Consider the following 19,859-nt stretch of genomic DNA (forward strand, 5'->3'; position numbering starts at 1 on the left):
CTCCTGCCCACGCCGCCACGCCCCACCGGCTACCGGCCCCTCGACGGCTACGTCCAGCTCGCCACGCACAACGCGCAGTTCCACCGCATCGCCACCGGACGCACCCCGCAGGCCCGGGCCGGTCTCGGCACCGTGCTGCACGCCGTCGGCAAGCTCACCGCGGCCGCGGCCGGGCAGGCGGTACTGCCCCGATGAGCTCCCGCTCGTGGTCACCGGCGCCCACGTCCTCCCCGTCACCAGGCATCTCGGCGGTTCGGCGCACACGGATGTAGCTTTGTGATCATGGGCTCTCCGACTGGCACCACCACCGACCAGGCGCCGGCCGATCCCGCCGCCACCGACGACATGCTGGCCGGCCAGCCCATCGGCTACTGGAGCGGTCGGGCCCACGCGGCGGTTACCCGGCATCTGCGTGATGCCATGGCCGGGATCGATGTCACACAGCCGCAGTACTGGGTGCTCAACAGCGTCAAGTACCGGCCTGCGGCGCCGAGCCGCGACGAGATAGCCGCCCAGTTGCTGCCGCTTGCGGACGGGCAGCACGAGATCCCCCGCGTCGTCGCCCAGTTGCTCCACCGCGGCTGGCTACGGGCCGACGCCGGACACCGTCTGCACCTCACCGACACCGGAGAAGCCGCCAGGATACGGCTGCGCGAGCTGGTGACCGAACTTCGTGCTGTGGTCCACGACGGGATCAGCGACGAGGAGTACGTGGCCGCGCTCAAGGTGCTGCGCAGGATGATCTCCAACGTCGAGGGCGCCGGGAATCCGTAGGCCGCCGGTGGCGGACACCGGCTTCTGGTTGCTCGGCCCATCGCCTGGTCGCCGGCCGCCTGGCCCGATCAGGACCGGACGGCTCGTGCTCCGCGAGTCCGAGGCCCGGGGGCGCTGTTCCGTCCCCGGGCGGCCGGGGCTACGGAAGCGTGACCGTTTCCCCCGGGGTGATCGTGTCGGGGTCCTCGATCTGCGGGTTCGCCGCCGTCAGTTCGGACAGCGGGATGTCGTTCGCCGCCGCGATGGACGAGAGCGTGTCGCCCTCCCGCACCGTGACGGTGCGGGACCCGCCGTACTCCGCCGTCAGCCGCGCCAGCTGCTTGGGGCCCGGGATGCCGTCCGCGTCGGCACCCGTGTCGCCGATCTTCTCCTGGTACCGGCGCATCGACTCCGTGTCCTCCTCCGTCCATTCGTCGCCGGGGCCGTCCTCGTAGGCGCCGCAGCCGGCCCGCACCAGCATCTCTCCCAGGCGGGTGATGTGTTCGCCACTGCTCCCGGGGCCGTAGGCCAGACCGTCGATCACGACCTGGTGGGAGGTGTCACCGTCCCGGTCCTCCCGATCCTCCCGGTCCTCCTCACGGTCGGCGGGCCGGGAGGAGGTGTCGCCGCCGGCCGGGATGTCGGACTCGTCGGCCTGCTCGCCGAAGTGGACGACGCCGGGGCGCCCCTGCCAGTCGGGGTCGGCCACGACGGCGCCCTCCGGGAAGTCCGGGATGCCGTACCCGTAGACGTAGGAGGACTTGCGCGGCCGGGTCTTGAGGTAGACGCCGTCGCCCTCGGCCGAGCCCGAGTCGTTGGTGTTGCCCTCGATGGTGATGATCTCGTCGTCCGTGTACGCGATGCAGATGCCCGTGTGCGAGCCGCCGCCGGGGCCGAAGAAGACCACGCCGCCGACGGCCGGGTAGGCGCTCCAGCGGCCGCGGTCCTGGAACCACTCCACGCCCGCCGGGCACCACGCGTAGCGCGGCACGATGTCGCCGTTACCGCTGCGGTCCGCGACCCAGCTCACGAACATGCCGCACCACGCCTCTTCGTTCATGCCGTACCAGCTGCCGAACTTGTTGTCGTTGTCCCAGTGCCCGTCGGAGAAACCCTCCTGGTATCCGATCTCTTCCCGGGCGACGCTGATGAATTCCCTGGCTCCGGACATGGTTTACCCCTCCTGGATTGTGAGCATGAATATTTCCGTGGCGATGGTGACCGCAGTGGAATGAACGCTCGCGTGCTGGTGCGCAGAGGGCACGGCATGGGCGTGCACCGCCTCCGACGTGGGACGCGAGCTGTCGATCACCATGCCACATCGAGGCCGGACGTGCTCTGCCGGACTCCCGTTGAACGCTTTTCCGGGAGACGTTGACGGACACGTTGATGGACGCGTTGATCCACGTTGATCGACGTTGATTTCGAATTGATTCGCCGTAGATGGGGGCCCGACAGCATGGCGGAGCCGAAAAGGTTCGGCGGCTCCTTGAGCAATTCACACGACGCTGCTTCCGAAGAAATGCGCAGCGCCCGAGAACGGTTTGGCGGAAAGAAATGTCCCCGCAGAACGGTCAGATGTACGTCCTTCGCTCGGCGACCGGCGTGGTCGCCGACGTCGACCACAGCAGCACGGCTCCGGGCACGAAGATCCAGGGCTGGTCGCCCAACGGGTCGAAGGCGCAGCAGTGGGTCTTCTGGGCCAAGGACAACGGCTCATGGCTGCTGGAGACGGGCCTGACCCACGGCACCCACGGCCCCGGCCAGGCCATGGTCCTCGACTACGACTTCAACAACTTCCGGGCCCACCTGGTCAATGAGCACGGGCAGGCCAACCAGCTGTGGCGGCTGGAGGACGCCGGTGACGGCTATGTGCGCCTCAAGAGCCTGCGCACGGAAGGCGGCGACGCCTACCTGACCGCCGACGGCGGCGGCCGCGTCCTGGGCGTGTGGAAGTCCGACCCGGGCAGCGACGCCCAGCGGTGGCGGCTGGAGGGCGTGGCGGGCTCCGGTCAGGGCGGGCAGGGAAGCCAGGGCGGTCAGCAGCCCCAGCCCCAGCCTCAGCCCCAGCCCGGCGGTGGCGGCTCCGCCGTCGAGCAGATGCTGAGCCTGGTCAACCAGGAGCGGGCGAGGGCCGGCCTGCCGGGCCTGGTCCTCGACGGCGGGCTGTGCGCGGCGGCCCAGCGCCAGTCCGACGACATGGCGCGCAACAACTTCCTGGGCCACGTCGGTTCGGACGGCAGCGACTTCGGGCGGCGCTTCAGGGACGCGGGCGTCCAGAGCTCGTCCGGTGCCGAGAACGCCGCCACCGGCTCCGACGTGCGCGGAACCATGGACATGTGGATGCGCAGCGAGGGGCACCGCAACAACATCCTCGGGCGGGACTTCCGGCGTTTCGGGGCGGCCTTCGCCCCCGGCAGCGGCGGCCGCTGGACGCAGACCTTCGCGAACTGACGGCGCCGAGACGGAACCCGAGAGGACACCCCCCATGGGCATCACCTGGATACCCGGTGCCGAACGTCTGGGCGGCGGCGACATCGGCGGCGACATGGACACCCCCGACGAGCCGCCCCGCATCGTCTGGCACACCACCGAGAGCGGCGCCGGTGACGCGGAGTTCGACTCCACCGCCGACTACCTGATCGAGATCGGCGCCGAGCCGCACGTGCTCTACGACCCGACGACCGACCGCATCGGCCAGTTCGGTCCGCTGGACGAGAGCGCCCGCGCCCTGCGCAACGACGGCGGCGACCGCACCAACCGCACCGGCAGGGTCTGCGTCCAGGTCGAGGTGCTGGCCCGGGCGAGCGAGCCCTTCACCGACTACTGGCGGCCGGGGCCGAACTTCGCCGCGCTGCTCGACGCCGCCCGCTCCTGGGGTGTCCCGGACGCCTGGCCGGCGGGCGACCTCGCCGCCGACGGCTCCGACTCCACCAGCCGGGACAGCGACACCTGGCACTCCGAGGGCGGCCACTACGGGCACACCAACGTCCCCGGCAACGACCACTGGGACCCGGGTGCCATCGACCGCTCGGCGATCCTCGCCGCGGGCTCGGGCAGCGGCGTCCCGGCCGCCGTGGACGACGAGGACGAGGACGAGTCCGACGGTTCGTCCGAGGCCGCCGAGGTCAGCCTGGCGAAGGTCGTGGCCGCGGCAGGGAACGACCCGGACGCCGCGCAGGGCGCGACCACCCACCGCGACGACGTGCTCGTCGTGGAGCGGGCCCTCCAGGCCGAGGGCCTGCTGTCCGCCGACTGGGTCGACGGCTCCTTCGGCACCTCGACCCAGGACGCCTACGCCGAGTGGCAGGGCCGCTGCGGCTACGAGGGCGACGACGCCGACGGCGTACCGGGCCGTACCAGCCTCGAGAAGCTGGGCGCGGAGCACGGCTTCCGCGTCACCGACTGACCCCTTCTCCCTTCCCCACCCCTACGAAAGGTGCCGCAGCATGTCTGTCGCCCCGCAGAACGGCCAGTTGTTCACCCTCCGGTCCGCCAACGGCCTGACCGTCGACGTCAATTCCAGCCAGACGACGGCGGGCAACCGGATCCAGGGCTGGAAGCCCAACGGATCGCTGGCGCAGCAGTGGGTCTTCTGGGCCAAGGACAACGGCTCGTGGCTGCTGGAGACGGGACTGACCCACGGCACCCACGGCCCCGGCCAGGCCATGGTCCTCGACTACAACTTCAGCGCCGGGGTCACCCACCTGTTCCCCGAGCACGGTGACACCAACCAGCGCTGGCTGTTCGAGGACGCGGGCAGTGGCTGGTACCGGATCAAGACGGTGCGCGGGGACGAGGGCGACCGCTGCCTGACGGCCGTCGGCGAAGGCGTCGCGCTGGCACTGCGCGGCCCGGACGAGGGCGACCCCGGCCAGCGGTGGGAGCTGCTGCCCGTCGGCTCCCGGCCGCAGCCGCAGCAGCCGGGCGGCCAGGGCGTACGGATCACACTGGACGCCGGGCAGGCCCCCGACCTGGCGGGCTGGCTCGAAGCGCAGAAGCCGGTGCTGGAGACCTGGTTCCCCAAGACGGTCGCGCTGATCATAGGCGACGCCTACGCGGCGCCCGCCGAGTACCGGATCGTGCTCGACCGGTCCAACACCGGCGTCGCGTACGCCTCCGGCGGCATGGTGAGCGTCAACCCCGACTACGTGCGCCGCAACCCCGGTGACACGGGCTTCCTCATCCACGAGCAGGTCCACATCATCCAGCAGAACCGTGTCGTGCCCGGGTACTTCGTCGAGGGCGTGGCCGACTGGGTGCGCAACTACCACTTCGAGAACGGCGGGCTCCCCTCCGTCGGGTCCTCCGACAAGTACACCGACGCGTACAAGACGACGGCGTACTTCCTGAACCACGTGGCCACGCACTACGACGGCGACATCGTGCGGAAGCTGAACGTGGCCGGGCACGACGGCTCGTACGACGGCGACGACCAGTGGTGGCGCGCCCGCACGGGCAAGACCGCTCAGCAGCTGTGGGACGAGATCCCCAAGCGCTGAGTCCCCTCGGCGGGACGTCTTCCCCCGTCCCGCCGAGGCGCCGCGTCCCCCGGTTTCCCCCAGCCGGGGGACGCGGCCTTTTCCCTCGCCTGTCCCCCGGCCTGCCTGCTGCTCTCCTCGACGCCGTGTGTCAGAGCTCCCGGAGATGCCGGGCGATGTCGTCCGCGTCGGGCAGGCCGAGCTCGCGGAAGACGCGCTCCGCACGGCGGTAGTGCTCCCGGGCCTCGTCGGCGTCACCCTGGGCCCGGTGGGCGTGACCGAGCTGGGCGAGGGCGCGGGCGAGGATGCCGGCGTCGCCGCGCGCCTCGGCGATGTCCCGTGCCCACGCGGCGTGCTCGGCGGCCTCCGCGGGCCGTCCCGAGACGTTGTGGGCCTCGGCGATCGCGCCGAGCAGGAGGCCCTCACGGTAACGGGAGCCCGTATCGCGCCACAGGCGCAGGCTCTCGTGCAGGCTGTCGAAAGCCTCGGACGTCCGTCCGGTCCACAGGCAGACCTGGGCGAGGTTGTGCAGCGCGTTGGCCCGGCCCGCGAGGTCCCCGGTCGCCCGGGTGACGGCGACGGCCTCGCGGCAGTGCGCCAGCCCCTCGTCGGCCCGGCCGGTGGCCAGCAGGGCCAGGCCGAGGAAGCCGAGCGCGTACGCCTCGATGCCGCGGCTGGCCAGGGCCCTGCAGTGGGTCAGTGCCTCGGTCAGCAGGGCGTGCGCGGCGGTGAAGTCGCGCAGGGCCAGTGCGCCTCCGCCCCGTGTGATCAGGACGTGGGCGAGCAGCGTCCGGTCCCCGGCCGCCCGGCACAGCTCGATGGCCCGGTCCAGGTCGGGGGCGCCGAGCCGCATGGCGAAGCGGTGCTGCACGGAGCTGCCCAGCATGTACAGGGCGCGTGCTTCCGCGGTGCGGTGACCGGCGGCGCGCGCGGCCCCGGCCAGGGTCCGGGCGGCGCGCTCGATGCCGTAGGGCTGCGCGCCGAGGCGGCCGAGCGGGTCCGCGGCCAGCAGCAGGTCCGAGCTGACGGTCAGCGACAGGGAGGCGTCGCCCGCCGCCTGCTCGACGAGTCCCAGGAGCGACGTCTGCTCGTCGAGCAGCCAGGCGGTGGCCTCCTGCGGACCGGTGAAGACCGGGCCCGCGGAGCGCGGCGGGGCGGCGTTCCCGGGGATGTTCCCGGGAAAGATGTCGTCGGGCAGCGACGCCCGGTGGGCGTCGAGGGCGGTGGCGAGGGTGAACTCCAGCAGGCGGGCGAGCGCGGCGGTCCGCTCGTGGTCCGGCACTTCGGCGACCGCGGTCTGCCGGGCGAAGAGCCGCAGCAGGTCGTGGTAGCGGTAGCGGCCGGGGGCGACCGACTCCAGCAGGCTCAGGTCGACCAGCGACTCGCACAGCTCCTCCGCCTCCCGCTCCGGCCGGGCGAGCAGCGCCGCGGCGGCGGGCACGCCCAGTTCGGGCACCTCGGGCAGGGCCAGCAGCCGGAAGGCGCGGACGTGCTCGGCGTCCAGCAGTTCCATGCCGAGCCGGAAGGTCGTCTCCACGGCGGCGTCCTCCGCCCTGAACGCGCCGAGGCGGCCCCGCTCGTCCGCCAGCAGCGCGGCGGTCTCCGCGAACGTGTGGCCGGGACGGGCGGCCAGCCGGGAGGCCACGATGCGGAGGGCGAGCGGCAGATGGCCGCAGGCGTCGAGCACCTCGGCGACGGCCTCCGGCTCGGCGGACACGCGCGGTCCGCCGACGATCCGGGTCAGCAGTTCCAGGGCCTCCGCCCGCGCCAGGGGCCGCAGGTCCACCAGGGTGGCCCCGGTCAGGCCGACGAGCCGGGAGCGGCTGGTGAGCAGCACCGCGCTGCCGGGCGCGCCGGGCAGCAGGTCGCGCACCTGGGCGAGGTCGCGGGCGTTGTCCAGCAGGACGAGCACCTGCCGGGTGGCGAGCACGGAGCGGTAGAGGGCGGCCCGTTCCCCGGGCAGCGTCGGGAGGTGACCGGCGCGGACGCCGAGGACGCGCAGGAAGCGGCCCAGCACCTCCATGGGCTCCGCGGGCCGGGGGTCGGTCCCCCTCAGGTCCGCGTAGAGCTGCCCGTCCGGGAAGCGGTGGCGCATCCGGTGCGCCACGTGGACGGCGAGGGCGGTCTTGCCGATGCCGCCCATCCCGCTGACCGCGCTGAGGGAGACGATCCGGCTGCTCTCCAGCGCGGCGCACAGCCGGTCGGTCTCGTCGTTCCGGCCCGTGAAGTCGGCGGTGTCCTGGGGCAGTCGGGCCGGTCCGTCGGACGGGGCCGGAGCCCGGAGCCCGGTCGCGTCGTCGTGTCGGCCGAGCGCGATCTCGGCCTCCCGGCGGGCCTCGACGGCCGCCAGGCGCAGCTCCTCCAGCCGGGCGCGCTGGGCCTCGGCGTACGGGCCCGGCACGCCGACGAGCGGGCTGCCGCGCCACAGGTCCAGCGCGGAGACGAGCAGTGACCGTGCCCGTTCGGGCCGGCCGGCGGCCAGGGCCCGCCGTGCCTCGGCCGTACGGAGCTCGAAGACCGTCAGGTCGACGTCCTCCGGGGCGACGCGCAGGGTGTAGCCGTCGCCCGTCGTCAGCAGCGTGCGCGCGGCGGCGCGGGGTGCCCGGCCGGGCTCCAGCAGGCGGCGCAGGGTGAAGACGTGGGTGCGCAACGACCCCAGCGCGTTGGGCGGGGCCTCGTCGCCCCAGACCGCGGCGACCAGTTCCCGGGCGGACACGGGGGTACGCGCCCGCAGCAGCAGGACCGTGAACACCGCCTGCGCCTGTGGCGAGCCGACGGACACCTCGGCCGACCCGTCGCGCACGCGAAGGGGACCGAGAACGGTGAACCGGCAGGCGGCGGTTCGCCCGGATTCACCGCCGGAGGAGTGGCCGGGCGGGGCAGTGGGGGGCATGGGATGTCTCCGGATGTCAGGGGACCGGTGCCGGGGGGACCGGTGCCGGTTCGGGCCCGTCCCGGCGCACGGGCTCGTCACCGAGCAGGGCGAGGAGGTCGTCGGCCTCCGGCATGCCCAGGCGGGCACAGATCTCGTACGCGGTGCGCCGGTGCGCCCGGGCGCCGTCGTGGTCCCCGATCCGGTCGAGGGCGGAGGCGAGCACGGCCAGCGCGTGCGCGCGGCCCCAGTCGTTCCTGACCTCCTCCAGCGTCGCGGCCGCGGTCCGGGCCAGCTGCGCGGCCTCCTCGGCACGGCCGGTGGCGGGCCGGTCCTCCACGAACTGGGTCTCCGCGAGCCGGTTCTCCGCGAGCCGGAAGAGGGTGAGCCCTTCCCACAGCCGGTTGCGGCGGTCGCCGAAGAAGGCCAGCGCCTGGGTGAGGCGTACGGCGGACTCGGCGGTCCGCCCGGCGGCGCCGAGGACGACGCCCAGTTCGTACAGGGCGAACCCCACCCGGCGGCCGTCGCTCAGTCCCTGATGGACCGCCAGGGCCTCCTCGGCGTCCGCGACCGCCGGGCCCGTCTCGCCCGCCGACTGGCGCACCCGGCAGCGCGCTCCGAGGACGTTCGCCTCGCCGAACCGGTCGGCGTGCTCCTGGAAGACCGCCGACGCCTCGGTGAGGAGGGCGCGGGCCTCGTCGTGGCGGCGCAGGTGGTACGAGCAGCGTGCCAGCAGCACCAGGGCGTCGGCCATGACGAGCGCGTCACCGGCCGCGCGGCTCGCCGCCACCGCCTGGCGGCAGACCACGACCAGTTCGCGGATGCGGGCCGCGTAGTAGTAGCCGTGGGCGAGGGCCAGGTAGGCGCGGCCCGCGCTGCGCCGGTCGCCCAGGCGGAGCGCCGCGGAGACCACCGCGTGGGCCGCCTGCTCGAACTCCGGCCCGGGGCCCCCGCGTTCCAGCAGCTCCTCCATCATGAGCAGCAGGTCGGCCGCCGGGGCGACGGCGCGGGCGGGGGCCTCGGCCGCTTGGCGTACCGCCGCGAACAGGCACAGTGCCTCCTCGGCCAGCCAGGCACCGGCGTCCTCTGCCGTGGCGAACGACAGTCCGGGGACCGTCGCGGCCACCCCCAGGCGTTCGGCCCTGCCGAGGGCGCCGGGGTGCGCGGCCCGCACCGTGGACACCAGGAACTCCAGCAGGCGGCGCAGGCCGGCGGCCCGTCCCTCCGGGGACTCCTCCGCGCTCGCGCGTCCACGCGCGTAGAGGCGCAGCAGGTCGTGGTAGCGGTAGCGGCCGGGGGCGGGGGACTCCAGCAGGCTGACGTCGACCAGGGACTCGCACAGCGCCTCGGCCTCCGGCTCCGGCAGGCCGAGGACGGCGGCCGCGGCGGCGGACGAGACGTGCGGGCCGTCGGGCAGGGCGAGCAGCCGGAAGGCGCGCTGCTGGGCCGGCCGGAGCTGGGCGTGGCCGAGTGCGAAGGCGGCCTCGACCGTCAGGTCGGCGACGCGCAGTTCGGCGAGGCGGTGCCGCTCGTCGGCGAGCCGGGCGTGCAGCACGCCGAGCGACCACGCGGGGCGCGTGGCCAGCCGGGCCGCCACGATCCGTACGGCCAGCGGCAGGTGGCCGCAGGCCGACACCAGCCGGGCGGCGTCGTCCGCCTCGGCGGCGACGCGGTCCCGGCCCAGGACCTTGCCCAGGAGTTCGAGCGCCTCGTCCGGGGTCATGACGTCGAGGTCGACCAGGCGCGCGGACGTCGGCCCCGCGAGCTTGGCGCGGCTGGTGACCAGGACGGCGCACGAGGGCGGCCCGGGCAGGAAGGGCCGCACCTGCTCGGGGCCGTGGGCGTTGTCGAGGAGGATGAGCACGCGGCGCCCGTCCAGCCGGGTGCGGAAGAGCGCGGAGCGTTCCGCCAGGCCCTCGGGTATCGCGGCGTCGTCCACGCCCAGCGCCCGCAGGAACGAGCCCAGCACGGTGGCCGGGTCGGCCGGGTGGCCGCCGACGCCCTGGAGGTCCGTGTAGAGCTGTCCGTGCGGGAAGGACTCCCGCACCCGGTGCGCGACGTGCACGGCGAGGGCGCTCTTGCCCACCCCGCCGGCTCCGGAGACCGCGACCGCGGCGGCGGCCCCGGGGTGTTCGGACGTCAGCAGCGCGCACAGGTCCGCCACGTGCGTGGCGCGGCCGGTGAAGTCGGCGAGGTCGCCCGGGAGCTGGGCGGGCAGCGGCGGTGCGGCCGGGTCCGGGTCCAGGCCCGGGCCCGGGCCCGGGAGCCCGGTGCCGCCGGTGGCGTCCGGCACCGTGAGCAGTTCCCGTGCCGCGGCGAGGTCGCGGCCGGGTTCGAGCCCGAGTTCCTCGTCCAGCAGCAGGCGGGCCTCGTCGTAGACGGCGAGTGCTTCGGCGGACCGGCCGGCACGGCGCAGCGCCTGCATCTGGAGGGCGCGCAGCCGTTCGCGCAGGGGATGGAGTGCGGCCAGGCCGGCGAGTTCCGCGAGGACCGGTTGCGGGCCGTCCAGCTCCAGGTCGAGCTCCAGGCGGGCTTCGAGGGCCGTCAGGCGCTGGTCGGCGAGCCGGGCGCGGTGCCCGTCCATGGCCGCGCCGGGGATGCCCAGGAGGGGGTCGTCCTGCCAGGTCTCCAGCGCGAGGCGCAGCCGGGCGCGGGCCTCCGCGAGCTGTCCGGCCGCCCGGGCCCGGCCCGCCGAGGCGACGTGGTCCTCGAACCGGGCGAGGTCCACGGCCTCGCGCCGCACGTGCAGCGCGTAGCCGTCGGGGACGGACACCAGGATCCGGGGGGACCCGCCCGCGGCCCGCTCCGGTTCCAGCAGCTTGCGCAGCCGCGAGACGTACGTCCGCAGGGCCCCCACGGCGCGGGGTGGCGGGTTCCCGCCCCACAGGGCCTCCACGGCGTCGGCCACCGAGGCGGCCCGTTCCTGGCGCAGCAGCAGCACCGCGAGAAACGCCTGCTGCTGCGGGGAGCCGAGCTCCAGTTCCCTGTCGCCGCGCCACGCACGCAGCCGGCCGAGCAGCGCGAACCGCAGCCCGGTGTCCCCGGTGACCATCTTCCGCCCCACCCCATTGACGCCTTCAGGCGCGCATGCCGTACGGCGGACCGGCCCCGTCTTCCCGCCGGGCGCTCGGCACGTCGTCCCCCGGCGTGCGCTGGCCTGGATTTTACCTGTGGACAATCAGTCCTTTAACGTCGCCGGTCCGCACCCGGCGGAACCACGAGCCCCACGCTCTCCGCCGCCACGGCGACGGCGTAGTCGAAGAAGGCCACCTGGTCGGCGACGCTGTCGTGGGTGCGGCTGAAGACCTCGAACACCAGGAGCCCGACGAGGTTGCTCCACAGCACGATCCCGCGTTCGATGACATCCGCGTACGGCGCGTCGGGCAGGCCGCCGAACAGCTCGACGGCCTCGGGCCGGACCAGCGGCGGCCCGGCGAACGCCCGCCGGGGCGGGGTCAGTTCCCCGGCCTCCAGCGCCGCCCGTACGATGCCCGCCAGCACCGCGGGGGTACGGGAAGCGGGGGCCACCGTGTCCATCGGGGCGTGGTAGCCGGGCACGGGCGAGCCGTAGACCAAGGTGAACACGGCCGGGTTGGCGACGGACCAGGCGCGCAGCGCTCGGGTCACGGCCAGGAAGCGCGCTCCCGCTGTCGCACCGTTCTCCACGGCCTCCCGGTCCGCCTGCTCCATGGCGCTCGCCGACTCGTCGTAGGCGTCGACGAGCAGCGCGGTGAGCAGGTCGTCCCGATGCGCGAAGACGGCGGTGACCTCGGCGGGGGACAGGCCGCCCGCACGGGCCACGGCGTCCAGGGTCAGCCCGCCGGCCCCCGTTTCCGCGAGCAGTCGGCGGGCGGTCGTCCTGAGCACCTCGGGCAAGCCGTTGTCCGGGCCGGTGTTGCTACTGACAGAGACATCCATGGCCAAAAGCTACCCGGCCGACGGACGAGCCCGCTCCCCCTCCCCGACCGTGCCGTCGAGCGCCCGGTCGACGAGGAAGGGAGCCGCTCCCGTGTACTCCGCCGGGTCGCAGAGCCCCACCAGCTCCTCGGGGTCGAACAGCCCCTGGAGCTCGGGCTGTTCGGCCAGGACCGTGTGCAGCGGGCGACCGTCGGCCCCGGCCTTCGTGGACGCGTCGCTCACCAGCCGCTTGGCCTTCTCCCTGCCCAGCTCCGCGGCCAGGCGGATGGACAGCCGCTCCGACACCACCTGACCGGCGGTCAGGGAGAGGTTGCCGAGCATCTGGTGCGGGTGCGCCCGCAGGCCCTCGGCCAGTTCGGCCGCCGTGAACGCCGCGCCTCCCACGAGCCGCAGGCACTCCCGCAGCGGCTGCCATTCCGCCTGCCAGCCGCCGCCCGAGCGTTCGTCCTCGGCCACCAGGCACTGCACGACGGCGGTCGCGAACACGGGCACCTGGATCGCGGCGGTGCGGATCAGGGTGGCCAGGACCGGGTTGCGCTTGTGCGGCATGGCCGAGGAGCCTCCCCGGCCGCTCACCGACGGCTCGGTCACCTCGCCGACCTCGGTCCTGGTCAGGTTCTGGACGTCGACGGCCATCTTGCCCAGCCCGGCCGCCGTGAAGGACAGGACCGCGGCCAGATCCGCCATCGGGGTGCGCAAGGAGTGCCAGGGCAGGACCGACCGGACCAGACCGGTCTCGGCCGCGAACGCCTCCTCCAGCGCCTCGGCGTACCCCTGCGGGTCCTGTCGGAACCGGCCGCCGAGCCGCCCCTGTTCGAGGTAGCCCGCGAGCGTACCGGCCGCGCCGCCGAGCGACGTGGGCAGACCGGCCGCGAGCACCGGATCGATCCGTCGGCAGGCGTCCACCACCAACTGCCGCCATCCGGCGGCCTTCAGACCGAACGTGGTGGGGACCGCCTGGAGTGCGAGCGTGCGGCCGGCCATCGGGGTGTCGCGATGCCGGGCGGCCAGGGCGGCGAGCGCGGCGTCGGTGCGGGCCAGGTCCGCCCTGATGATGCGCAGAGCGCGCGCGGCCACCAGCATCACCCCGGTGTCCACGATGTCCTGGCTGGTCGAGCCCTGGTGGACGTATTCGGCCGCGGCCGGATCCACGGCCGCCACGGCCCGGGTCAGTTCCTTCACCATCGCCACGACGGGGTTGGCCGTCTCCCGCGCGGCCAGCGCGAGCGCCCTGAGGTCGAAGCGGCCGGCGTCGGCCACGCGGGTGATGACCTCGGCGGCCGACGGGGGCACGGTTCCCAGCCGCGCCTGGGCGCGGGCCAGCGCGGCCTCGGCGTCGAGCATGGCCTGCAGGAACGCCCGGTCACCGACCGCCGTCTCGACCGCGGTACCGGCGCGGACGGGGGACAGCAGCCCGCTGTCGATGAGCTCCACCATGCGGCACTCCCAAGAGGTCGACGAGGCAGGCGACGATCAGATCGTACGGGCGTCCACCCCATGCACGTCCAGGGAACCCGGCGGTCGAAGTCGACGGTCAAGGAGTCGTCGTGGAGACGACATACACCTTCGGGTAGTCCGGGTTGTCCAGGTTGGCCGTGATCTCCAGGGTGGGCTTGGGCTTGTCCTGTTCGCGGACGGTGCCTGCCCAGCGGTGGCCCGGACCGAAGTTCCAGCCGACCACGGCCGCCTCGTCCTCGTCGATCGTGATCTCGCCGTTCTTCAGCGCGGAGGAGCTGGTGCCGACATCGGTCAGCCACTTCGCGAAGCGCTCGCGGGTGGTGGTGAACTGCAGGTACAGCGAGCTGGACTTCCACGAGTTGGTCTCGTAGCTGGCGACGTCCTGGGCGTAGGACGGCACCGTCACCTCGTAGATACGGCGCTGGAGCCGGGTCGGCCAGCCCTCCTCCAGGCCGTGCTGGCGGGCCTGCTCCTTCTTCGACTCGCTGCCGGTCCGGCTCTGCATCGCGGAGATGTAGAGGTACCCCGCGGGAATGGCGATGAGCAGGAAGATCACGACGGCCTTGACCACGCGGTGCCCGCGGCGCGGGCCGCCCGGCTCCTGTGGCCGGTCCGGCGCCATGGTGTGCTCGGGACGTTCCATGGCGGTCCTCACCCGCGGCCCGCCCGCGCGTACCGCTCGTAGCGCTCGACGCGGCGGCGGTTCGCGCGCCGGAAGCGGCGGGCGACGAGCCGCGCGAGGTCCGCGGCGCCGACCATGCCCGCCTCGGGCCCGAGCTGCGCCTTGACGATCCGGGCCTCCGGGCGGTAGCCGCGCCCGGTCAGATGGCGGCGGAAGGCGTCCCGGGCGGGGCCGATCAGCAGGTCGTCGGCGGCGCTGACGCCACCGCCGATGACGAAGCAGGACGGGTCGAGGGCGGCGGCGAGGTTGGCGATGCCCACGCCCAGCCACTGGCCGATGTCCTGGAGCAACTCGACGCACATGGCGTCGCCGGACCGGGCCAGCTCGGTGATCAGCGGCCCGGTGATCTCGGGGATGTTGCCCCCGACGCGGTCGATGATGCCGTACGCGACCGGAGACTCGGCGGCGGCCAGCTCCCGGGCCTCGCGGACGAGGGCGTTGCCGGAGCTGTACTGCTCCCAGCAGCCGCGGTTGCCGCACGGGCAGCGGTGGCCGCCGGGCACGACCTGCATATGGCCGAACTCGCCCGCGACCCCGTACTTGCCCCGCTTGACCTGGCCGTCCTCCAGGATGGCGCCGCCGATGCCGGTGCCCAGGGTGATCATCACCAGGTGATCCTCGCCGCGGCCCGCGCCGAAGCGCCACTCGGCCCACGCGGCGGTGTTGGCATCGTTGTCCACCATCACCGGGACCGCGAGGCGGCCCGCGAGGCGGTCGCGCAGCGGCTCGTTGCGCCAGGAGAGGTGCGGGGCGAACAGGACGCGGTTGCGGTCGGCGTCGACCCAGCCCGCCGCGCCGATGCCCACCGCGTGCACGTCGTGCCGGTCGGAGAGGTCCAGCACCAGCTCGACGATGGTGTCCTCGACGACCTTGGGGCTCTTGGACTTGTCCGGGGTCTCCGTGCGGAGCTTCTCCAGGATGTTGCCGTCGGCGTCGACGACGCCCGCCATGACCTTGGTGCCGCCGATGTCGATGCCGACCGTGGGGACGCGGGGGGCCGTCAGGTGCGAGCGGCGCTCACGGGTGCCCACCGTACGCAGCACGGTCGCTCTGGCCGCACCTCTGTGGAGCTCGCGGTACATGCTCATCGTGCCTCCACGAGGTGGGGCCTGGCGGTACGGGGGCGTGCGCGCACGAGTAGGTGTCCCTGAGCTGGTCTCGGGAGGCGGGGCCTCATGTATACGGTCGCTGCGATTGTGCCTCACCGGGGCCCGGGGTACCGCATCGCGGTACCTCCGCCTCCTGCCTGCGGCGGCCGTCATGTGGTTGCTGTGGGTGGGAAGTGTTTTCCCGGGGGCTCCGCCCCCGAGCCCCCACGGGGGCTCCGCCCCTCGACCCCGCCGGGGGCCGCGCCCCGTAAGGGGCACGGGGAACTGCGCGACCAGCCCCCACCGGCCCGCGGCCGCGCGCCGAGCGCAAGAGGCAACCCGGTGGGCGCCGCGCAGCGGACCCGCAGGGGAAAAGATCACATTCCCTTGTCGGTCGGCTCCCCCGTGCCGGGGGTCACCCCGGCACGGGAAAGCTCATGGCTGAGCTGATCGAGCTCGCTGCCGCCCGCCATCTGGCGGGTCAGCTCGTCGAGAGCGATCTCCGACTTAGCGTGGCTGCCTGCCATCGCACCGCGCTTGAGCAGGACGAAGCGGTCGCCGACCAGGTACGCGTGGTGCGGGTTGTGCGTGATCAGCACCACGCCGAGCCCGGCGTCCCGCGCGGCGGCCACGTACTTCAGCACGACGCCGGACTGCTTGACGCCGAGCGCGGCGGTCGGCTCGTCGAGGACGAGGACCTTCGCGCCGAAGTAGACCGCCCGCGCGATGGCGACGCACTGCCGCTCGCCGCCGGAGAGCGTCCCGATCGGCTGGTCGACGTCGCGCAGGTCGATGCCCATGCGCAGCAGCTCCGAACGGGTGGTCTCGCGCATCTTGGCGACGTCGAGCCGCTTGAAGGGCCCGGCGCCCTTCGTCGGCTCGGAGCCGAGGAAGAAGTTCCGCCACACCGGCATCAGGGGCACCACGGCGAGGTCCTGGTAGACGGTGGCGATGCCACGGTCGAGGGCCTCGCGGGGCGAGTCCAGCCGGACCTCCTCGCCCTCGATCGCGAAGGTGCCCGCGTCGTGCCGGTGCAGCCCCGCGATGATCTTGATGAGGGTGGACTTGCCCGCGCCGTTGTCACCGAGCACGCAGGTGATCTCGCCCGCGTGCACCTCCAGGGAGACCCCTTCGAGGGCGCGGATGTTCCCGTAGAACTTGCTGACGTCCGTCAGCTCGACCAGAGCGGTCACTTATTTCGCCTCCGCACGCTTACGGACCCATGCGTTCAGCAGCGTCGCCAGCAGCAGCATCGCGCCCAGGAAGAACTTGAACCAGTCCGGGTTCCACTGGGCGTAGACGATGCCCTTGCTGGTCATGCCGAAGATGAACGCGCCGACGGCGGACCCGATGGCCGAGCCGTAGCCGCCGGTCATCAGACAGCCGCCGATCACCGCCGCGATGATGTAGAGGAACTCGTTGCCGACGCCCTCGCCGGACTGCACCACGTCGTAGGACATCAGCAGGTGCTGGCCGGAGATCCAGGCGCAGAAGGCCACGCCCATATAGAGACCGATCTTGGTCTTGTTCACCGGGACGCCGACCGCGCGGGCGGCGTCGGAGCCGCCGCCGACCGCGAAGATCCAGTTGCCGACGCGGGTGCGCAGCAGCACCCAGGTGGCCAGGGCCACCAGGCCGAACCACCACAGGATGGTCACCTGGAGGTCGACGCCGCCGAGTGTCAGGTGCGAGGCGAAGAGCGCGCGGGCGGAGTCGAAGCCCTCCATGTCCCCGATGGTCTTGGTGGAGACGGTGCCGCTGATGAGCTTGGTGAAGCCCAGGTTGAGGCCCGTGAGCATCAGGAAGGTGCCCAGCGTGATGATGAAGCTGGGCAGCTTGGTGCGGGTGAGCATGAAGCCGTTGAAGAAGCCGATGGCCAGGGTGACCAGCAGCGACACCCCGACGCCTGCCCAGACGTTGGCCGTCATCTGGTAGCTGAACATCGAGGAGACCAGCGCGGAGCTGGTCACCATCACACCGGTCGACAGGTCGAACTCGCCGCCGATCATCAGCAGTGCCACCGGCACGGCCATGATGCCGATCGTCGAGGACGCGTACAGCACGGTGGACAGGCTCGACGCCTGGAGGAAGCTCTCGGCGACGAACGAGAAGAAGACGAAGACCGCCGCCGCGCCGACGACCGAGCCCAGCTCGGGGCGGCCCATCATCCGGCGCAGTATGCCGCGCCGCAGCAGCCGCTCGTCGGCCGGCGCGGTTGCCTCTGCGCTCATCGGGTGCCTCGCTTCGCGAACTCGGCGAGGGTCTTGGCGTCGTCCTTGGTGACGATCTGCGGGCCGGTCAGGACCGGGCGGCCGCCGCCGAGCATGTCGCGGTTGTAGCGGTAGAGCCACAGCAGGTCGACGGCCTCGTAGCCCTGGAGGTACGGGTCCTGGTCGACGGCGAAGCCGAGCGAGCCGTCCTGCAGGCCCTTGGCCACCTTCTCGTTGAGGTCGAAGGTGTCGACCTCGGCCTTGCTGCCGGCCTGCTGTGCGGCCTTCACGGCGGTGGGGGCGAAGGGGGCGCCCAGGGTGACGACGGCGTCGATGTCCTTGTCAGCCTGGAGCTTGGCCTCGATGGAGGACTGCACGCCGGGCATGTTGGTGCCCTCGACGTAGAGGTTCTCCACGTCGCCCTTGAAGGACTTCTTCACACCGGCGCAGCGCTCCTCGTGGCCGACGTTGCCCTGCTCGTGCAGGACGCAGACGGCCTTCTTCTTCCCGCGCTTGTTGAGCTCGTCGCCGACGGCCTCGCCCGCGACGCTCTCGTCCTGGCCGATGTGGGTGAGCGCCCCGAACTCCTTGGACTTGTTCTCGCCCGAGTTCACGGTGATCACCGGGATGCCCGCCTTGACGGCCTTGGCGACGACGTCCTTCATCGCGTCGGGTTTGGCGAGCGTGACGATCAGGCCGTCGACCTTCTGGTCGATCATGGCCTGGACGTCCTGGGCCTGCTTGTTCCCCTCCACGTCATGGGCGTAGACGAAATTGATGTTGTCCTTCTGCGCCGCCTGCTTGGCGCCCTTCTGGACGATGTCCCAGAACGTGTCGCCATCACCCGAGTGGGTGACCATCGCGAAGGTCCAGCGGGGCGTGTCGACCGCGGCGCGCCCCTGGGCGGCCTTGGCGGCCCGCTCCTCCGCGCGCTTCCCGCCCGTACTGCTGCACCCCGCCACGGTGGCCACGAGCACCGCTGCCACCACGGCGCTCACCGCGCGTACGCCTGTCCGAAGCCTTGCCACGAGGAGATGCCCTTCCCACTGTCTTTCACGGTGCGGCCGGACCCCGTACTGCGGGCCCAACCGCCCAAGTATCCGTCACCATCCGTCACCGTTGTCCGCCGGGGCTTCCGCGGGACCGTGCGGGACTGCGGCATGTGGGTGGAGTTCTAGTGGCGGACGCCACACTGCGTCAAGACTTTGTCCGAACATTCTGACGACTCCCCCCTCCTTTCCCCCCTCCTTTCGCCCCGCGGAACCCTAGGGGCGCACCAGGAGCTGGAAGTCGAAGGAGTAGCGGGAGGCCCGGTAGACGTGGGAGCCGAACTCCACCGCGCGTCCGGTGTCGTCGTACGTCGTCCGCTCCATCGTCAGCAGCGGCGCGCCCTCCGGTTCCGCCAGCCGGGCGGCCTCCTCGGCCGTGGCGGCGCGGGCGCCGACCGTCTGCCGGGCACTGTGCAGGGTGATGCCCGCGGCGCGGATGAGGCGGTAGAGGCCGGTCTCGGAAAGCTGCCCGTCGTCGAGGTCGAGCAGACCTATGGGGAGGTGGTTGCGCAGGTGGGCCATGGGCTCGCCGTGCGCGAGGCGCAGCCGTTCGATCAGGACGACGTCGGCGCCCTCGGCGACCCCGAGGGCGGCGGCCACCCGGGCCGACGCGGGCTCGACGACGTGGCGCAGCACCCGGGTGGCGGGCTGCTGCCCGGCGGCCTCCAGGTCGTCGTAGAGGCTGCTCAGTTCCAGCGGACGCTTGACCTGGCTGTGCACGACCTGGGTACCGACGCCGCGGCGGCGTACGAGCAGGCCCTTGTCGACGAGCGACTGGATGGCCTGCCGGACGGTGGGCCGGGACAGGCCCAGCCGGGCGGCGAGGTCGATCTCGTTGCCGAGGAGGCTGCCGGGGGCGAGCGCGCCCCGCTCGATCGCCGCCTCCAGCTGCTGGGAGAGCTGGTAGTAGAGCGGTACGGGGCTGCTGCGGTCCAGGCTGAACTGGAGGGATCGGTGGGTCGACACGGAGGGAGCGTAGCCGCGGGACCGGATGACGGAAAGTTCGGAGGTCAGGTTGTCCGGACATGAGCGGGCCCGGGACGCGCCCGTACGCGACCGGTACCGTCCCCGCCGGAACGCGCAGCGGTACGAGCACCGGAACGAGTGACGACGGCGTCAACTCCGCGCCCACGATTGGCGTCTTGCGCCATACAGATACAGCGTAGATATCGGATCATTTCGCCTGAAGTCATGATCCGTTTGCCGCTGCGCTGTCGTGCCCGGCGAGGGAAGGGCGAGGCCGTGGAAGAACTGGCTCTGGGGGTGGCGCTGGGCTTCAGCGCGGGGATCAGTCCGGGCCCCCTCCTGGCACTGGTGCTGTCCGGGACGCTGCGCGGCGGGCTGGGGG

At 72.9% G+C, this 19,859-nt stretch carries 16 protein-coding genes; 5 read left to right on the forward strand and 11 right to left on the reverse strand.

Annotated elements, in window-relative coordinates; all coding sequences use genetic code 11:
• Both K6I34_RS10710 and K6I34_RS10715 read left to right on the forward strand, forming a co-directional pair.
• Positions 1–195, forward strand: a 195-nt coding sequence (locus tag K6I34_RS10710; RefSeq protein WP_229324643.1) for a hypothetical protein, incomplete at its 5' end; no start/stop codon positions are given.
• Positions 196–282: 87 nt separating this feature from the next.
• Positions 283–774 (forward strand): MarR family winged helix-turn-helix transcriptional regulator, encoded by a 492-nt coding sequence (locus K6I34_RS10715; protein ID WP_229324645.1) that lies wholly within the window; start codon positions 283–285, stop codon positions 772–774.
• A gap of 139 nt (positions 775–913) precedes the next feature.
• Here K6I34_RS10715 and K6I34_RS10720 read toward each other — a convergent pair whose 3' ends face one another.
• Positions 914–1,924, reverse strand: coding sequence for a peptidoglycan-binding protein (locus tag K6I34_RS10720; protein ID WP_229324647.1), 1,011 nt, complete (start codon positions 1,922–1,924; stop codon positions 914–916).
• Between the two features lie 386 nt (positions 1,925–2,310).
• Here K6I34_RS10720 and K6I34_RS10725 point away from each other — a divergent pair, with 386 nt between their 5' ends.
• The 3 genes from K6I34_RS10725 to K6I34_RS10735 are packed head-to-tail and all read left to right on the forward strand — an operon-like array spanning position 2,311 to position 5,255.
• Positions 2,311–3,207, forward strand: a complete 897-nt coding sequence (locus K6I34_RS10725) for a CAP domain-containing protein (RefSeq protein WP_229324649.1) — start codon at positions 2,311–2,313, stop codon at positions 3,205–3,207.
• Positions 3,208–3,241: 34 nt separating this feature from the next.
• Positions 3,242–4,162: a peptidoglycan-binding domain-containing protein gene (locus K6I34_RS10730; protein WP_229324652.1), complete on the forward strand. Its 921-nt coding sequence runs from the start codon at positions 3,242–3,244 to the stop codon at positions 4,160–4,162.
• A gap of 40 nt (positions 4,163–4,202) precedes the next feature.
• The gene (locus K6I34_RS10735; protein ID WP_229324654.1) at positions 4,203–5,255 is read left to right on the forward strand and encodes a basic secretory protein-like protein; all 1,053 of its coding nucleotides are present in this window, start codon (positions 4,203–4,205) and stop codon (positions 5,253–5,255) included.
• 130 nt (positions 5,256–5,385) lie between these two features.
• Here K6I34_RS10735 and K6I34_RS10740 read toward each other — a convergent pair whose 3' ends face one another.
• The 10 genes from K6I34_RS10740 to K6I34_RS10785 all read right to left on the reverse strand — a co-directional run bounded on the left by K6I34_RS10740 (position 5,386) and on the right by K6I34_RS10785 (position 19,447).
• Positions 5,386–8,127: a tetratricopeptide repeat protein gene (locus K6I34_RS10740; protein ID WP_229324656.1), complete on the reverse strand. Its 2,742-nt coding sequence runs from the start codon at positions 8,125–8,127 to the stop codon at positions 5,386–5,388.
• A gap of 16 nt (positions 8,128–8,143) precedes the next feature.
• Entirely contained in the window at positions 8,144–11,170 is a 3,027-nt protein-coding gene (locus K6I34_RS10745; RefSeq protein WP_229324658.1) for a BTAD domain-containing putative transcriptional regulator, read from the reverse strand.
• A 122-nt stretch (positions 11,171–11,292) separates the two neighbouring features.
• The gene (locus K6I34_RS10750; RefSeq protein WP_229324659.1) at positions 11,293–12,024 is read right to left on the reverse strand and encodes a TetR/AcrR family transcriptional regulator; all 732 of its coding nucleotides are present in this window, start codon (positions 12,022–12,024) and stop codon (positions 11,293–11,295) included.
• Positions 12,025–12,033: 9 nt separating this feature from the next.
• Entirely contained in the window at positions 12,034–13,461 is a 1,428-nt protein-coding gene (pcaB, locus tag K6I34_RS10755; protein WP_229324661.1) for a 3-carboxy-cis,cis-muconate cycloisomerase, read from the reverse strand.
• Positions 13,462–13,558: 97 nt separating this feature from the next.
• Positions 13,559–14,125: a hypothetical protein gene (locus tag K6I34_RS10760; RefSeq protein WP_229324663.1), complete on the reverse strand. Its 567-nt coding sequence runs from the start codon at positions 14,123–14,125 to the stop codon at positions 13,559–13,561.
• Positions 14,126–14,133: 8 nt separating this feature from the next.
• Complete coding sequence (locus K6I34_RS10765; RefSeq protein ID WP_121797048.1) at positions 14,134–15,252, reverse strand: ROK family glucokinase; 1,119 nt, start codon at positions 15,250–15,252, stop codon at positions 14,134–14,136.
• Positions 15,253–15,629: 377 nt separating this feature from the next.
• Positions 15,630–16,445 (reverse strand): ATP-binding cassette domain-containing protein, encoded by an 816-nt coding sequence (locus K6I34_RS10770; protein WP_229324665.1) that lies wholly within the window; start codon positions 16,443–16,445, stop codon positions 15,630–15,632.
• Positions 16,446–17,483: an ABC transporter permease gene (locus tag K6I34_RS10775; RefSeq protein ID WP_229324667.1), complete on the reverse strand. Its 1,038-nt coding sequence runs from the start codon at positions 17,481–17,483 to the stop codon at positions 16,446–16,448.
• A complete protein-coding gene (locus K6I34_RS10780; protein WP_229324669.1) occupies positions 17,480–18,460 on the reverse strand; it encodes a sugar ABC transporter substrate-binding protein in 981 nt (326 codons plus the stop codon). Before K6I34_RS10780 ends, K6I34_RS10775 begins: the two co-directional genes overlap by 4 nt.
• Before the next feature lie 267 nt (positions 18,461–18,727).
• Entirely contained in the window at positions 18,728–19,447 is a 720-nt protein-coding gene (locus tag K6I34_RS10785) for a GntR family transcriptional regulator (RefSeq protein ID WP_238488625.1), read from the reverse strand.
• Positions 19,448–19,859 lie beyond the last annotated feature (412 nt).

This window comes from Streptomyces sp. UNOC14_S4 (assembly GCF_020740835.1).
GTDB lineage: Bacteria > Actinomycetota > Actinomycetes > Streptomycetales > Streptomycetaceae > Streptomyces.

Excerpts from the sequence above, each read along its gene's own strand:
- K6I34_RS10765 (WP_121797048.1), bottom strand. The coding sequence starts at position 15,252 with ATGAGCATGTACCGCGAGCTCCACAGAGGTGCGGCCAGAGCGACCGTG.
- K6I34_RS10750 (WP_229324659.1), bottom strand. The coding sequence starts at position 12,024 with ATGGATGTCTCTGTCAGTAGCAACACCGGCCCGGACAACGGCTTGCCC.
- K6I34_RS10775 (WP_229324667.1), bottom strand. The coding sequence starts at position 17,483 with ATGAGCGCAGAGGCAACCGCGCCGGCCGACGAGCGGCTGCTGCGGCGC.
- K6I34_RS10740 (WP_229324656.1), bottom strand. The coding sequence starts at position 8,127 with ATGCCCCCCACTGCCCCGCCCGGCCACTCCTCCGGCGGTGAATCCGGG.
- K6I34_RS10715 (WP_229324645.1), top strand. The coding sequence starts at position 283 with ATGGGCTCTCCGACTGGCACCACCACCGACCAGGCGCCGGCCGATCCC.
- K6I34_RS10720 (WP_229324647.1), bottom strand. The coding sequence starts at position 1,924 with ATGTCCGGAGCCAGGGAATTCATCAGCGTCGCCCGGGAAGAGATCGGA.
- K6I34_RS10760 (WP_229324663.1), bottom strand. The coding sequence starts at position 14,125 with ATGGAACGTCCCGAGCACACCATGGCGCCGGACCGGCCACAGGAGCCG.
- K6I34_RS10730 (WP_229324652.1), top strand. The coding sequence starts at position 3,242 with ATGGGCATCACCTGGATACCCGGTGCCGAACGTCTGGGCGGCGGCGAC.
- K6I34_RS10725 (WP_229324649.1), top strand. The coding sequence starts at position 2,311 with ATGTCCCCGCAGAACGGTCAGATGTACGTCCTTCGCTCGGCGACCGGC.
- K6I34_RS10735 (WP_229324654.1), top strand. The coding sequence starts at position 4,203 with ATGTCTGTCGCCCCGCAGAACGGCCAGTTGTTCACCCTCCGGTCCGCC.
- pcaB (WP_229324661.1), bottom strand. The coding sequence starts at position 13,461 with ATGGTGGAGCTCATCGACAGCGGGCTGCTGTCCCCCGTCCGCGCCGGT.